Genomic DNA, 14,512 nt, shown 5'->3' with positions numbered 1-14,512 from the left:
TTGTCCTTGTATTCCTCATAGGAGGCTTCCTCGGCAGCTTTGGCATTGGGGAAGGTCTGCCACTGGCCATTGACCTGAATGGAAACCGGGCGTTCATCCAGCACTTCCTCAAAGGTTTTCTCCAGCTCTGTTATAGGAGCTGGCGGCTCCGGCTCCTCAATATGCAACCGTTCCACCACTACATCATAAGGTAGATGGTGCTTATCGCCCGGATAGATGGCCACGGTCTCGGAATGAAAGGCTGGGGATTCGGCAGACGGTTGGGGCTGTTCCTGTCCAAAACCGTCCTGCTGACGGGCATACATCCCGCGCAGCAAAGGCGCAACCTCATCCCAGCGGAAATACAGCATAGCCAGACGCTTTTCCTCTGCATCCATGACTTCCAGTTCTATGCCCTGTGCCGTGGTACGGTAATCGGCAATATCGCCGGTCTCCAGATTCAGTGTCTCGATCTCACCGGAATAGGCTCTGCTCAACCAGTAGGCGATCTCGCTGTTGCTCCTGCCGGATTGCAGCAGCGTGGAAATCTGCTTTTTATCCGCTTCATCCATCAGTCCATGAGCCAATACATCCCGTAAGTCCTGATCTGCCTTGTCCGGGGCAATAGGAAGAAACTCGGTATAGTAAGCATTGCGGCGGTCTGCCCGAAGCAGCTGCTCGAACTGTTCTTTGCGCTCTGCCCGGTAGATGGGATATACCATCCCGGTGGGCAGAAGCTGTACGGTGTCCTCCCGCAGCTCGGTGATCTGATAGGCGTCATCCTCGATATACACGGTATCGCCCACGGCATAGACCGGGGCAGCAGGGTCATAGGATGTTCTTTGCGGAGTTGGGCGGCGAACTGCATCATATTCCTCATCGGAAATGGAAACTTCGGAAGTCTGCTCTGTCTCGGCATCTGCGATCTGCTCTACATCTGACATCACCTGTTGGATAAACGGATCATTGTCCAGTTTTTCCGGGTCTGCCACCTGGCCGTTGACGATCCCTCTTTCTTCCAGAGCTTCCCGGATGGCGATTGGGTCGATGTCGTCAAAACGGTTCTGTTCTTCTTCGGTATAGAACCGGTCCTCCTGAATGAGCTGGGCAAGCCTGCGCTGTACCTTCGGCCAGGGCAGCTGCGTTCCCTCCGGGCTGCCGGCACGGACAACGAACAGGCTGTTGCTGTTACTGCCGCCGTATTCCTGAGCCAGCCATGCGGCGGTATCTTTTTCTCTTGCATGGTCTTTCATATAGCGGACAACAGCGTGTTTACTCTCGATATTGCCGTTCCATGCACAAAGGGCAGTATCAATATCTTCCTGAGAAAGAGGGCGCAGAAGTTCATGGAGCTTTGGATAGGTTTCGTCGATCACTTCCCGGTGCAGACGCTGACGGAACTCCGGCACATCCGAATAGAGTCGGATCAGCTCCATATCCTTAGAACCAAGAACCGCACGGCGCACAGCGGCATTGCCCTCGATGACAGCATTTTCACGGTCAGAATGACCGCAGGCATTGCGATATGCGGTATCCTCGGAAATGGCGGCAGTCACCACAGGCTTATACTGCTCAAACTGCTCCCCAAGGGTAGGCTTTGGTGTTTCTTCCTCCATCTCCGGCTGCTGGGCTTGAATGGCATCTTCTTCGGCCAGTTCCTGTTCAGACTGGATCTTGTCATACTGTGCCTGTTCCTGTTCGGTAAGATAGCGGTCTTTCTGGACAAGTGAGGTAATGCGCTTGGCAACCTTTTCCCAGTTCAAGTGAACATCCGGGCAGTCCTGCTTTTTATAGCGCAGTCCTTTCCCATCGTGATCTTCGCCGCTGTGTGTTGCGCCGGACAGGGCATGAGAGCGTCCGCCAATGCCATACTCGTCTTTGAGGAATCTCACTTTCTCCTTATCCGTATGGTTTGCCATGAAGAACACATAGATACGGCCTTTTCCTCCGGCGAAACTGCTGCCGCCGGTCATAGCGGCGTCGATCTCATCCTCGGTAATGAAGTGCTGAACGGTTGGCACTTGGGAAAGGTCTGAAGAAAAGGTCCTGCGGGGCAGGTCAAGGTCCTTCAGGTTCTCCCAGATCTCCCTCGGTCTATGATAGTGAAAACGCAACAGGTCACGGTCCTGCTGATAGGCAGTCCAGAAGGCAGCGTATTCTTCCTTGAGGGTCTGGCGGAAAGCCGGGTCACTCAGCTGCTCCGTCAGGCGGCGGGTCTCCTCTGGGAAACCATTGCCTTTGATCTCTGACAGGCAGGACAAATATCCGGCTTTTCTGGCGTCCTCACTGAGATCGTGATACAGATGCCAGAGCTTTTCCGAGAGGAGGGAGCGTTCATAGCCTGCCGCTTCTGCAAGCTCCACATTGGAGGCAAACTGACCACTTTCCAAAAGCTCCCCGATACGCTCTGCGGCGCGCTCCCAAGAAATGACCTGGGCAGACCTGTCATAACGGACAGACTTCCCGTGGGAAAGATGGATACCATCCTCGGCATACCATGCACTCACACTGCCAAGGCCGTTGCCACCGTGGTACAGCGTTTTCAGTATCTCGGCAATCTCAGCGGTGGTTTTCTGCTTTTCAAAGGCTGCAACCACACGCTCCCTCTGACGGTCTGTATTGCCTCCCAAACGCAGCACATGGTCAATGTCATTTTGGGCAAAAGAAAAAGCAGAGGATGTATGCGCTACATTCTCTGCTTCATCTATGGATTGGATCTGTTCCGCTTCGGAGAGGAACAGGTTTAGAGTCAGCTGTTGATAAGCTCCGCCATCAGGATTTCCTCGGCCTGGGCTTTGCAGGTGTTCATCAGCCCCACCCACTTCATGGGATCGCTGGCTTTCAGTTCCTCGGTGGCTCCCGCTTCCTTCGCCAGCTGGGGCATCATCTGCTCCAGTCTGCTCTGGGAGGTCTCGTCGATCTCCAGAAGGTGCGGGTACAGCTTCTCGCTCAGCAACATCTGGTTGTAGAGGATGGGACGGTGTTCCTTCAGGTAGGTTTTCCTCATCCTTCCGTACTTGCCCAGGGGTTTCTCCGGCTGCTGGCTCAGCTTCAGGTCGGGAATCAGATAGTCTCCGTTCTGGATATAGGTCATGGGATTGTTCATCTTGTTTGCTCCTTTCTTGGTTGGCTTCGCGCTCTGCATTTCGGACGGTAACGCCGATCTGCCGCAGCACCTGCTGGTTGATCTGGCTGACCGCTGTTCCCAGCGCTCCGATGGTTGCCGGAGTATTGAAATCAAAGATCGCCATGAAATCTTTGTGGTCGAAGTAGCGTTCCGGCTCCAGTCCACAGCGGGACATCAAAGCGTAAGTGATACTGACGGTGGCTGCTGCCTTGAACTGTACTCCGATGTTAAACTCATCATATTCCTCCAAAAAGGAACCGTCAACGATATAGAAGAAGTCCTGCTGATGCTCCGTCCAGTATTCCTCAGCCAGTTTTCCGGCTACCTTAGTGAGCTGTCCGGCAAGGTCATCACCGGAAACATCATAGGTGCGCTCAAGCATGGCCTGCACCGAATCCAAATGGCGCTCCTCCAGCTGCCACAGCCAGGGAGTGCGGGAATGTTCACGGGTTCCGGTGTCGGAAATATCAAAAACATAGCGCAGGTGGGGCCTGTCCCCGGAATCGTCCACCAGAGCAATTCCCTTGGAGCCGCGCCTTACATACCGGCCCATCTTTTCATTCCACAAATCGTACTCTGCACAGGCGGTGGCGTCCGGACGCTGGGCGTAGATCATCAACTGCTCATGGAACGGGTACTTGTAAAGGCGGGAAGCAGTGGTGAGAAACCCTGCCCATTCCTGCCAGCTCCCCGTGAGCTGCGTTGTTACCTTCTCCGCCATCTGTGCATATAGTTCAGCTTTGGTTGGCATAGTGTTCTGTCCTCCTTTCAGTTTTGGGGTAAAAAGGTGGGGTGGCATATTGCCACCCCATCCCTGCGATTATAGTGTTTACTGGTCAAACTCCGGATACAACTCCAGCTCGGCAAACTCGGCATCACTCATGGCCTGGAGCTTGCCCAGTGCGCTGTCTGTCAACTCCCGCAGCTCGGTTTCCTCCGGGGCCAGCTCGCCGCGCATCTCACGCAGGCTGTCGATCAGTCCGGTGCGGCTGCCGGTATTGTAAATGCACATCAGGTTCATTTCCTCAAAAGTAAAGTTTCCCATATCAAATCTCCCTTTCCGCACTCTTTTTTGGCGCTATCTTTTTGTGTTCTGCCTTGGGCTGGCTTTTCAGCTGCTCCATGACGGACTTTTTCTTTTCCCGTTCCTCCCGATGGGCAGCGGCAGCCAGATCCATCAGGGAAATGGGCTGACCGTTGCGGGCCTGCTGTTCCAGCTCTGCCACCGTAGGCTCTTTTGCGCCATTGTTGATGATACCGTCGATCATGCCGTAATCGTCCTCCACGGCCATCTCCGCATTTTTCAACGGATTTTCCGGCAGGAATCCGGGGATCTGGGTAAAACCAACACTGTCACAGTAATGACAGGATACCTTACCGTCCTGCTTGATCGCAACGATGTCACTGACACTCATAGAAGGACTGTGAAAATCCGCCGGCTTTTGCAGATTAAACTGCTCATATAGTTTTTCCAGCTGCTCCGGTACCGTGCCAGACTCCCTCAGCGGAGCTGTGTAAATGAGGTCATAATTGCTGCGGTCTATGGAAATGTCATGGGACTTTAACCAATCCAGATTCATAAAGCGCACATTCTGCGGATCGTCACGGCTCACTTGATAGATAGCAAAGCAATCTCTGTTCTGGGATAGAAATGCCTGTTCGCGTTCCTGCTGATGTTCCTGACGCTCCATGACCTTTTCGTGGAACTGAGGGCTTTTCTCCCATTCCTCACGGTCCACGCCAAAAAGACCGCCATGATCCATGATTTCCTGCGGGTCAAACACCATGCTCTCCGTATTGTCCTCATGCAGCACATAAACGGTCAAACCGGCGGCATCCAGTTCCAGCGCCCGTTCTCTGGTAACAGGGAACATCCCATCATAGGAGTAGCCGTATTCCTGCATATCTGGTGTGGAGACCTGCTCATCAGGCATAGGGTATTCATCCAGCGCCTGCTCTTGTGCTTCCGGCAGCTGAGAAGAAGACGTCCTCTGACTGGCCTCTGCCTGCATCTGCTGATAGGCCGCTTCCTGCAAGGTCTCAATCATGGACATAGGAGCGTGTCTGAGCGAAGTGCTGTCCAGATTGTTGTCATCACAAATCTGGAGAACTGCATTTTTGCGGGAAAGCTCCGGCATATCCAGCTGACCGCCATCCAGCTCTTTCATGGATGCGGCATCGTAAAGGGTATAGTCCCAGCCGCTGTCACAGGACTGGATATGAAGATAGGTGGCATCGTCAATCAGAAACAAAGCCTCCTGCTGGTTGGCATCCGCCCCCAGCACTTCCATTTCTGGCATTGCCGCAGCCAGTTCCTTTACCGCTTTTTGCACCAGAGGATTATCACGGTAATAGTCGATTGCCTGGATGGTGTCCAGGTCAATGGTCTGCCCGGTCAAAATCGGAAAAGGTCCTTCATAGTCGCTTCCGTCTTTCAGCTCAAAACCAATGCCCTTGATCCCGTTCATTCGTTCTGCCGGAATCTCCTGATAAATGCGGATTGCTTCCTCCAAAGACAAGTTATCGTGGTATTCTCCGAGGTTTGGAAATTCCATGCACTCTGCTACATAGTAAGTCAGATTGCTGGTTGGCTGCTCTATCGGGGCGGTTTCCGGCTCTGCCTTTGCATGAGGGTCGATTCCGCGCTCTTTGCAGATTTCCTTATAGTGGCGCTCAATGTCGGAGATCAAAGTGCCGGAGGTTTTGTTGATGGTCTCCAAACTGGCTCTCAGTTCTTTCAGCTCCTTGCCTTGACTCCAACTGGCAATATAGCCAAAGCTGTTTTCTCCAGTCTCGATGCCAAAATACTTGCAGACCGCATAGGAGATGCTTTCAGCCTCCACTTCTTCCGTGTGACGATCTTTCCTCTGTTTCTGCAAAAACTGGGAGAGGGTAGAAAAGCCACCGGTAAAATTCAGCCCTTTTTCCTCGGTCAGCATCAAGCGTCCATCTTCCGTCAGTTCCAACGGCTCTGTCAGCAGAACGGAGCCTGCATGGTTTACAACCACTCGTTCTTCCACACAGACCGGATCTCCAGGATTGTAGTCAGAACCGCGCAGGTCATAGCAATAAACGCCCTCTGGCAGATTATCGCGAGCAATCCGTCCGTTGGAGAACAGACCAAGTTTATCAAACAGCTCGATCTCCTGATATTGCTCGTCATTGGCAATCTGGATCTTTTTCTGATTGTGGAGCTTGCTGTGAGCAATCTCGTGAACCGTGGCCGAAACCGTCTGCACCTCGCTCATGCCCTGACGAATGGCAATTTTCTGATGATCGGCAGAAAAATAGCCGTCCGTATCGGCGGCCATTGCTTCAAAAGTAATCGGCACCGGTGCGCTGCGGCGCAGGGCCTCCATGAATGCCTCATAATTTGGCACATTGCCGGAAAGGGATGATGCAAGCTCCGGCAAAGGTTTCCCGTCGGTCTGGCTCACATCAAAGACCTTGACCGGACGAAACATGGGGATCTCGATTTCTTTTTCCTCTGTAACGATCTTTCCGTCTTTATCCAAAATCGGAGCCTTGGTATCCGGGTCCAGCTTCTGCTCCTCGATTTTCTTCTTATACGGTGTCGGGGCAATGATGGTAATGCCATGCTCGCCCTTTTTTACATGACGCTCAAACTGGTCTTTCCACTTATTGTATCCGGCTACCAAAGTGGCATCCGGCTTCTGCATATAGATGAGCATGGTGTTGTTTACCGAATAGCGGTGAAATCGGGACATGACGGACAGATAGCGCATATACTTTTCGCTTTCAAACAGTTCTTTGATGTCCTGCTCGATGCCATCTGTGATTTCCCTTAAACGTTCTCGGTTGGTGGGTTTATTCTCAGCCATGATTTTCAATCTCCTTTCCAAGTGTGTGATTTCTGCTGTGTGTTCTGCAACCCATGCCCTTTGTTCTTCTTCACTTTCATAAAGAAAAAGGTCCAACAGGTACTCTACATAGGTTTTCTTCTGGATCGCTTCCACAAAGCGGGGGTGCGGTTCTTCCTCCGGTGTTCGGGGCGAATTGTCGGCCTCCCATTTTTTCAGCAGATAGTAGTAATCGGACAGTACGCGATAACACTGCTGCCGGTCCTCCCGAAACTTTTGTGCCTCGGTTTTCTGCCGGACATACCTCCTGCGGGGAGGGGCCTGACTGTCATAGATCAGGCCAAAGTCCTGTGCCAGTTTCTCTGCCGCTTCTTTTGGGGAGAGGTTAAAGAGCTTTGCGGTAAAGTCGATCACATCCCCATCTGCACCACAGCCAAAGCAGTGGAACCGCTGGTCTACCTTCATGCTGGGGTTCTTATCATCGTGAAAGGGACAGCAGGCCATACCATTTCGTTTGACCTCGATCCCATAAAACGCTGCCGCTTCTCTGGTGCTGACCGACTGCTTGACCGCTTCAAATACATTCTCTGCCATGTGCCTTTAACTGCCGGACTTTTTCACAGGGGGCTGGTATCCGGCGACTTTCGCACGCTCACTGGCAGCTTTGCGGCGCTCGGCGCTATATGGCTCCCGGACTGATACACACCGCTTGGGGACTGTAAAGTTATGGGCGTCCTTTCGGGTGATCTGGTCGGGGTGCTTTTTTGCCAACAGTTCCAGCTTCTCCATCAGACGGGGATCGTGGGTGTAGACCTCAGCCATTGGTTCTGCCTGGTTATAGAGGAGAATGGTTTCCCGTTCCACTAAAGAGAGCTTCATCGGCTGCCTCCTTTCCGCTGGTCAAATTCCAGCTTGAAGTTGGCATACTGTCCATCGTCCTCCAAAACCACAGTGGCATCGTAGGTCTTGCCGGTTTTCTCCGAATATAGCCCCGTCACACGGACACGGCCATCGTTCAGCAGCGCAGACACCACAGCCTTGGTCGGCTGTTTTTTCTTGGCAGCCCACCATTTGTTGTTTTTCCAGATTGCAAATTTGCAAGAATCATTCTGACAGAAGAAGCCTTTTTGCAGTTCTGCAACTTCACCGCCGCAGCGAGGGCATTTTCCCACCACCTCACGGGGCGGAGTGAACAGGTACTCGGTTCCCTTGATGACCTGATAAGTTCCCACCAGGTCTTTCAGCATGGTGCTGATCCCGTCCAGAAACTCCTCTGGGGCAAGCTGCCCGCGCTCGATCTCGCCCAGGCGGTACTCCCACTCGGCAGTCAGAAGCGGCGATTGCAGTTGTTCCGGCAGGACCGTGATAAGGGAAACTGCATTGTGGGAAGGGAGAAGCTGCACCGTTTTCCTGCTCTTTTTTCGTTCCAGAAAACCGGCAGATACCAGCTTTTCCAAAATACCGGCACGGGTGGCCGGTGTCCCCAGACCTTTTCGCTCGGCTTCCTCCGGCATATTCTCTTTTCCGGCAGTCTCCATTGCGGACAACAAGGTATCCTCCGTAAAGTGCTGAGGTGGACTGCTTTTACCTTCTTTGACGATTGCCGCAGAAATCGAAAGGGTCTGTCCTTCGGTCAGCTCCGGCAGAGCTTTCTCTGCGCCCTCTTTTTTCGGCTCTGCATCCTTCATTTTGGCACGGTAAGCGTCCTCCAGTGCTTTCCATCCGGGGTGCTTCACCGTTTTTCCTTTGGCGGTAAACTCTCCACCGGCACACGCTGCAATCACAACAGTTTCCGAATAGATATGGGGCTGGGCTACGGCGCACAGCAGACGCAGGGCCACCAGCTCCAGCACCGCTTTTTCTCCCGCAGGAAGGGCAGAAAAGTCTGCATCCTTGAGATTTCTGGTAGGAATTACTGCGTGATGGTCGGTTACTTTCTTATCGTTGATGACCGTCTGCGGATCACAGGTAATGGCGATCCCTTTGCGAAACGGCATAGCATTGGCAACCAGATTCACCAACACCGGCAGACTGTCTGCCATATCGCCAGTCAGATAGCGGCTGTCAGTACGGGGGTAGGTGCAGAGCTTCTTTTCATACAGGCTTTGCAGATAGTCCAGGGTCTGCTGGGCTGTAAATCCAAGCAGGCGGTTGGCATCTCTTTGTAGAGTAGTCAGGTCATAGAGGGCAGGCGGCTTTTCGGACTTTTCCTTGCACTCCACCTTTTTGATCGTGACAGCTGCACCCTGGCAGGCTTCTTTCAGCTGCTCAGCAGCGGCCTTATCCGCCATGCGCTCCCCGGATATGGTAAGACCGGGCAGTTCCAGCGCCACGGTATAAAAGGGAACCGGCTTAAAGGTGTCGATCTCAGCTTCTCGCTGGACAATCAGTGCCAGCGTTGGGGACATCACGCGCCCGATGTTGAGGGTGCGGTGGTACAGCACGGAAAAAAGCCTTGTGGCATTGATTCCCACCAGCCAGTCGGCCTTGGCACGGCAGAGAGCAGCATCCCGAAGTCCATCATAATCTACACCTGGGCGCAGGTTTGCAAAGCCCTCCCTTATGGCGGAGTCCTCCATTGAAGAAATCCAGAGCCTTTTCATCGGCTTTTGACAGCCTGCCAGCTCATAGACGCTACGGAAGATCAGCTCACCCTCGCGTCCGGCATCACAGGCATTTACTACCTCCGTCACATCCGGGGCGTTCATCAGCTTTTTGAGAATATCAAACTGCTTTTTCTTATCCTTTCCCACTACCATCTGCCAATGCTCTGGCAGAATAGGCAGGTCATCATATCGCCACTTGGCATACTTGGGATCATAACTGTCTGCATCCGCAAGACCGGCCAGGTGGCCCACGCACCAGCTGACACGCCAGCCGTTGCCCTCCAGATACCCGTCCTTACGGACGGTTGCGCCGATCACCGCCGCCAAACTCTGGGCAACTGATGGCTTTTCAGCAATTACAAGTTTCATTATCTTCATCCTCCCATTCTTCTCGCACAGGCGTGTGCAGCTTTTTCTCAATGCTGTTTTCCTCATCCAAAAGCAGGTTATAGCCAAACCGATAATCATAGCGGTACAGTTTCCCCAGCAGGTCATTGATGATGATGCGGCAAGCCAAAATGACACGGGTTTTATCCACCTGCATCAGCTGGTAGCGTTGATAATTGCTGTAATATTCTTCATGACGGTGGGTATTGCTGATGGTATCTTCAAACAAAATATCTACTGCATCCTGACAACCATCCTCTTTTTCCCCCTCCATACAGTTCAAAAGTTCCATTACCATAGGAAAGCTCTGTTCATCCATAGGAGCTTCTGCTGCAAGAAAACCGATGAGAGCAGATAAGAGCAGACAGGCTGCTGTCTGTTCCTGATCTGTCAAAACAGCCATTGTTTTCTCCACATTTGGCAAGATCTTTTCCTTCACAAAATCTGCCGCGTCACCGGAATAAAGCTGACGGATAGAATCTATGGACAATGAAACTGTCACGGTATCTAAGGAGAAAGCAAAGGGGTCATCTTGCTTTGGCGTTCTCCGAAGTTTGTTTAACATGGTAGAAAGAATGTCGCCGCCAAAATACACAGCAATTACCAGCAGGTCAAAAACAGCAATCAGCTTGATAAATATAATCAGAACACTCATTTTTTTCGTTTCCTTTCTTTGAGCCAGCGTTCCATCTCACGATGGCAGATACCTACGCAGGGGCTTCCATAACTCCCGCAACCATAGCAGGGGTGGTTGTGGGGTAAAGAAGGAGGACGGGAAGTTTCCCTCCCGCCCTCCGGCCTGCGTGTCATCATGCGTTCATAGGGACTGTCTGTGAAACGGATCATTTCACGCTGTCCTCGTCATCTTCTTCTGTGCTGCCCCCGTCAGCGTCAGGCTCATCCGACTCCTCATTTTCGGTTTCCCATTCCTCGGAATCTTCCTCGCCATAATCATAATCGTCCAGACTGTCATTGCCCTTGGTCTTAGGCTTGTTCTTAACGAGCTTCAAATAGGCAAATACGCCACCGCCACCAAGCAGAGCCAGTAAAAGGACCAGCGCAGACGGGTTCAATCCGGCAGGCTTCTCCTTTTCCGGCTCCGATGTTTCTGCCGGAGGTTCCGGTGCTTTGCCCGTACATTTACTCTTATCAGTTGCACAGACCGGACAAGCCGTATTGACTGCCCCTGCTTCACATTTTGTCGTGCAGCCACACACAGCAGACGACTCCTCTTTAGCATTTCCATCTTCCATCAGTGCCATCAAATCCGCTTCATCCACCTGATTCAGAAAGTGAACAGCAGTCTTTTTATCCTCATTCGCCCTGTCAATCAGGATGTAAAAGTAATTTCCAGCTTTGGTCGTAACAGTAATAAGCTGCTTATTGCCTCCAAAATCATCCACCAGTGCCGCATTCCCCTCCGGTGTAAGTGCCGGTGCTGGTTCTGTTTCTTCCACAATCACGTTGCTATCATTGGTAGAATCCTCTGCCGGTGCCGCCGGAGCCTGTTCTGACCCCTGTGCAAAAGCAGGGATCGTAAAGCCAAATGCCACAACCATTGTCAGGCAAAAGGCGGAAAGTGTTCGGAGCAATCGTTTATTCCTCATAGCTGTTTTCCTCCTGTTCGTTATTGTCATCAGCCAAACTGCCGGGAACTGTGCCACCGGACAGCATGGCGCTCAACTGGGTCGGGGTCATACGCAGGGCGCGCACCATCTGGACGATCTCCAGATTTTCTGCCTCGGTTTTCTGTGCTTCCAGCGCCTTGAGCTTTTCCTGATACTCTGCTATCTTCTCGCGGACCTTTGTAATCTCCTGGTCAATGCGCTCAATTTTGTTCTTTGCCATCGTCTATCACTCCTTCTTAAAAATCTCTGTTACCAGTTCATCAGACCGTAGCCCTTAATGCTTTGATAATTCAGGTCATAACTTTTAATCTTGCAGGCATCGCCGGAATTTCCCTCCACGGTATAAACACGGCTGCCATCCGTACCGATCACGATACCCACATGGTCTGCTGTCCCATCCAAATCCCAATCAAAGAAAATTGCATCTCCGGGAGCCAGATTGTTATAGCCTCTTGCACCCCATTGTCCATGAGACTGGAACCACGGAACGCCCTGCCACTCACAGCCTGCAAAGCGCGGTTCACTTTTTCCTGCCTGGTTATAGCACCAGGATACGAAGCAGGCACACCATTCTACACGGGAGTCAAAGCCGTACCAGCTCCAGTAGGGATAACCGCCCACATTGCCCACCTGACGCTTGGCCAGTTCCACCAGCTGAGGATTGCCGGGGCGGGTACCGTTAATGAACTGCACACCGGACAGATCTTCCGAGCCGCTGGTATCAGGGGAGCCGCCGCCAAACAACAGCGGCTTATTGCCCATGGTCTGCCGGTAAACCTGATACATTTTCATCTGCTCCGGGGTCAGAAGCTCCGACACCACAGCGGAAATGGGCTTGCTGGCGAGTTTCACATTCAAAATGTAATACTCATAGGGAACTTCTTCTGAGGTGGTCTCACCGGTCTCCGGGTCGGTGGAGGTCTCCGTGCGGTAGCGAATCTCCACTTCCTCAGTAAGCGTCAGCTGATACTGTGCTGCAAACACACGCGCCAGCTCTGCCTGAGCGCTCTGCCGGGTGTAGCCTTGCAAGACGGCAGAGAGAAATGCTGCCAGCTCATGAGGGTCATGGCCGATCATACCAAGGTCATAGCGATACTCGTCATACCCTGGGTGACTGCTTTCTATGTTGTCGATTTCCTCCTGCAACTGGGCTTCTCTGGCTGCATAATCTGCCTCCACCGCCAGCATTTCCGGGTCATCCGACGGATAAGTGGTACCGGAGAGAACGGAACCGATGCTCTGCGCCATCATGGAGCAGGAGGACATGGTATTCATCAGCATACAGGTAATGAGGAACAAAACCCCTGCCATCAGGAAACCCTTCTTGTGGCGCATGACGAATGCCCCTGCCTGCTGTGCCTTTTCTTTTACCGTCCTTGCGGCTTTTCCTGTTTTGGATGCAGCCTGGGCAGTATTTCCAGCAGTCTGACCGGCATGTTTGGCGGCGGCATACTGCTTTTTGATGGCCTGCTTTTGCTGCCAGCGGGAAAGTGGATTGCTGGCAAACTGGGGATTTTCCTGCAAAGATTTCTGGTACAGAACATTTATATTTGCCTTTTCCAGTTGGCGCTCTGCCTGTGCTGCTTTGCGGTACGGCTTCAGCTTGTGGCTGCGATAGCCCTCCCGCACCAGATAAGCGCCGGTCTCCACCGCTTCCTCGGACTTGTGGGCGCTTTCCACGCCCACATTGTCCTGTTCTGTTTCCCGGATCTCTTTGTGGAGCTTGCCAGCAACCAGATGGACGGGAGCTTCCTTGACCCCTTGAGAAAGTTTGGAGGGTGGCTTTTTCTTGTCCTCAAAGGTCAGCTTCGAGGTCTTTTTTCCGGTATCCGGGTCGATGACCGTCTGCCTGACCTTTTTCTTTGGGATATTGGCCTGCGCCTTATCTGCTCTGGCCGCAGCTTTCTCCGCTTTACGGATCGGCTTTTCCAGTGCAGGATCAGACCGTTCCTCATCAGTAAAGCGCAGGCGCGGCTCTTTATTCAAACCATTCTCCCAGCATGAGGGAGGACATCATGTAGTGCAGCTCTGCATAAATGGCCATTCCCACAGGATCGTTGAACATACAGCCGGACAGGTAGGCATAAAACTGTGCCACCACATCGGACAGAATCTTCGCCTCTGTTCCTTTCAGAATCAGGCCGCCCATACCTTCTTTAGCACGAATGACGCTCCAGACCTCTGCCAGACGGAGAAGCCCCACCTGACCGGTCTCATTCAGTTCGGCTGCCTGATCTGCCGCCGTGCGGCACTCACTTACCGCATCGGCCATGACTGTAAGCAGCTGGCTGCGCTGGGCATTTACCGCCCTGTCAAAAAACATCAGCGGGGTTTTATTCAAAATGTTGGGGTTCATAATCATTCATCCTCCTTTTTCAATTCTTGAGGTTTGGTGGTCATAATGCGGTAAAGTTCGGTGTTCTTCGGGAAGTGGTCTACAAACGGCAGGATCGTGGAGCCATAGAACAGCAGGCCCTCACCCTCACCGGAGTGGGTCACATAGCTAAGCTGGTGCGTGGAAATGCCCAGCTGCTTGGCGAGAATCTGGCGGTCTCCACCTGCCTGGTTGAGCATATACACGAAGTCGGAGTTTTCAAAGATGTTCTCTACCTCGCGGCTGCTCAAAAGGTCTTTGACATTCTGGGTAATACCTGTCGGAATACCGCCCCATTTACGGAATCGCTTCCAGATTTCCACCGTATAGGCAGCGGTCTGTTCCTCCTTCAAAAGCAAGTGCATCTCGTCGATGTAGTAACGGGTAGACTTGTGGGCAGCGCGGTTAATGGTAACGCGGTTCCACACCTGATCCTGTACCACCAGCATACCGATTTTTTTAAGCTGCTTGCCCAGTTCCTTGATGTCATAGCAGACAATGCGGTTGTTGATGTCCACATTGCTCTGGTGGTTGAACACATTGAGGGAGCCGGTTACATAGATTTCAAGAGCCGTAGCGATATACTGGGC

At 52.5% G+C, this 14,512-nt stretch carries 13 protein-coding genes; 1 reads left to right on the top strand and 12 read right to left on the bottom strand.

Annotation, left to right across the window (positions count from 1 at the left end):
- Positions 1–2,728: 2,728 nt before the first annotated feature.
- Entirely contained in the window at positions 2,729–3,073 is a 345-nt protein-coding gene (locus tag ACESZP_RS16880; RefSeq protein WP_499709827.1) for a TnpV protein, read from the bottom strand.
- Between ACESZP_RS16880 and ACESZP_RS16875 the strand changes: the two genes are divergently transcribed.
- A complete protein-coding gene (locus ACESZP_RS16875; RefSeq protein ID WP_499709820.1) occupies positions 3,072–3,839 on the top strand; it encodes a hypothetical protein in 768 nt (255 codons plus the stop codon). The two genes, ACESZP_RS16880 and ACESZP_RS16875, sit on opposite strands and share 2 nt — an antisense overlap.
- 96 nt (positions 3,840–3,935) lie before the next feature.
- Here ACESZP_RS16875 and ACESZP_RS16870 read toward each other — a convergent pair whose 3' ends face one another.
- The 11 genes from ACESZP_RS16870 to ACESZP_RS16820 form a co-directional block, all read right to left on the bottom strand.
- On the bottom strand, positions 3,936–4,151 hold the full coding sequence (locus ACESZP_RS16870) for a transposon-transfer assisting family protein (RefSeq protein WP_499709819.1): 216 nt from the start codon (positions 4,149–4,151) through the stop codon (positions 3,936–3,938).
- A 1-nt stretch (position 4,152) separates the two neighbouring features.
- Positions 4,153–7,521, bottom strand: coding sequence for a YodL domain-containing protein (locus tag ACESZP_RS16865; RefSeq protein WP_499709818.1), 3,369 nt, complete (start codon positions 7,519–7,521; stop codon positions 4,153–4,155).
- 6 nt (positions 7,522–7,527) lie between these two features.
- Positions 7,528–7,806 carry a hypothetical protein gene (locus tag ACESZP_RS16860; protein WP_055228432.1) on the bottom strand — a complete coding sequence of 93 codons (279 nt, stop codon included), beginning with the start codon at positions 7,804–7,806 and terminating at the stop codon, positions 7,528–7,530.
- Complete coding sequence (locus tag ACESZP_RS16855) at positions 7,803–9,902, bottom strand: type IA DNA topoisomerase (protein WP_499709817.1); 2,100 nt, start codon at positions 9,900–9,902, stop codon at positions 7,803–7,805. Before ACESZP_RS16855 ends, ACESZP_RS16860 begins: the two co-directional genes overlap by 4 nt.
- Positions 9,883–10,575, bottom strand: coding sequence for a conjugal transfer protein TraG (locus ACESZP_RS16850; protein WP_499709816.1), 693 nt, complete (start codon positions 10,573–10,575; stop codon positions 9,883–9,885). The genes ACESZP_RS16855 and ACESZP_RS16850 overlap by 20 nt, the downstream gene beginning before the upstream one ends.
- Positions 10,572–10,766 (bottom strand): hypothetical protein, encoded by a 195-nt coding sequence (locus ACESZP_RS16845; protein WP_499709815.1) that lies wholly within the window; start codon positions 10,764–10,766, stop codon positions 10,572–10,574. Before ACESZP_RS16845 ends, ACESZP_RS16850 begins: the two co-directional genes overlap by 4 nt.
- Complete coding sequence (locus ACESZP_RS16840; protein WP_499709814.1) at positions 10,763–11,527, bottom strand: DUF4366 domain-containing protein; 765 nt, start codon at positions 11,525–11,527, stop codon at positions 10,763–10,765. The genes ACESZP_RS16845 and ACESZP_RS16840 overlap by 4 nt, the downstream gene beginning before the upstream one ends.
- A complete protein-coding gene (locus ACESZP_RS16835; RefSeq protein ID WP_006777886.1) occupies positions 11,517–11,768 on the bottom strand; it encodes a DUF4315 family protein in 252 nt (83 codons plus the stop codon). Before ACESZP_RS16835 ends, ACESZP_RS16840 begins: the two co-directional genes overlap by 11 nt.
- A 29-nt stretch (positions 11,769–11,797) precedes the next feature.
- Positions 11,798–13,534: a CHAP domain-containing protein gene (locus tag ACESZP_RS16830; protein ID WP_499709813.1), complete on the bottom strand. Its 1,737-nt coding sequence runs from the start codon at positions 13,532–13,534 to the stop codon at positions 11,798–11,800.
- Positions 13,527–13,910: a DUF3851 domain-containing protein gene (locus ACESZP_RS16825; RefSeq protein WP_499709812.1), complete on the bottom strand. Its 384-nt coding sequence runs from the start codon at positions 13,908–13,910 to the stop codon at positions 13,527–13,529. Before ACESZP_RS16825 ends, ACESZP_RS16830 begins: the two co-directional genes overlap by 8 nt.
- Positions 13,907–14,512 (bottom strand): VirB4-like conjugal transfer ATPase, CD1110 family (locus tag ACESZP_RS16820; protein WP_499709811.1); only part of this gene is annotated, 606 nt, incomplete at its 5' end. The genes ACESZP_RS16825 and ACESZP_RS16820, both read right to left, overlap by 4 nt.

The sequence above is a fragment of the Candidatus Dorea massiliensis AP6 genome, from assembly GCF_964245105.1.
GTDB classification, from domain to species: domain Bacteria; phylum Bacillota; class Clostridia; order Lachnospirales; family Lachnospiraceae; genus Laedolimicola; species Laedolimicola intestinihominis.
This window is presented reverse-complemented; position numbering and strand designations above follow the sequence as displayed.